The organism is Escherichia sp. KCJ4928, assembly GCF_004352695.1.
Taxonomy (GTDB): domain Bacteria; phylum Pseudomonadota; class Gammaproteobacteria; order Enterobacterales; family Enterobacteriaceae; genus ECMA0423.
In genome coordinates this window covers 1-280 of record NZ_SJWV01000733.1, presented here as the reverse complement: position 1 = coordinate 280, position 280 = coordinate 1, and the positions used below count along the sequence as shown (strand labels likewise).

2 pseudogenes are annotated in these 280 nt (G+C 57.1%); both read left to right on the top strand.

Annotation, left to right across the window (positions count from 1 at the left end):
* A pseudogene (locus E0D98_RS26500) lies at positions 1 to 107 on the top strand (Rha family transcriptional regulator); the annotation flags it as partial.
* Positions 71 to 280 (top strand): annotated as a pseudogene (locus E0D98_RS28335) (hypothetical protein); the annotation flags it as partial. The pseudogenes E0D98_RS26500 and E0D98_RS28335, both read left to right, overlap by 37 nt.

Here is a 280-nt window from a genome sequence, read left to right as displayed (position 1 = left end):
AGGATGGTGACTTTCCTGCGCCCATCAAAATGGGCCGCAGCTCCCGATGGCTGAAAAGCGAAGTGGAAGCCTGGCTGCAGGCGCGTATTGCACAGTCCCGTCCGTAATTCTTAACCGTTCATCTGCAACAGACGCAGTCTCCGGCCTGCCGGCGGCGTTCTGCTGCCTGTTATCCCCCGTGAGGAATATGAAAATGAAACCACAGTATCAGACCCGTTACGAGCTGCTCCACGAAAGCTACCAGAAATGGCTGACCGGCTTCACCCGGCACGCCGTATCC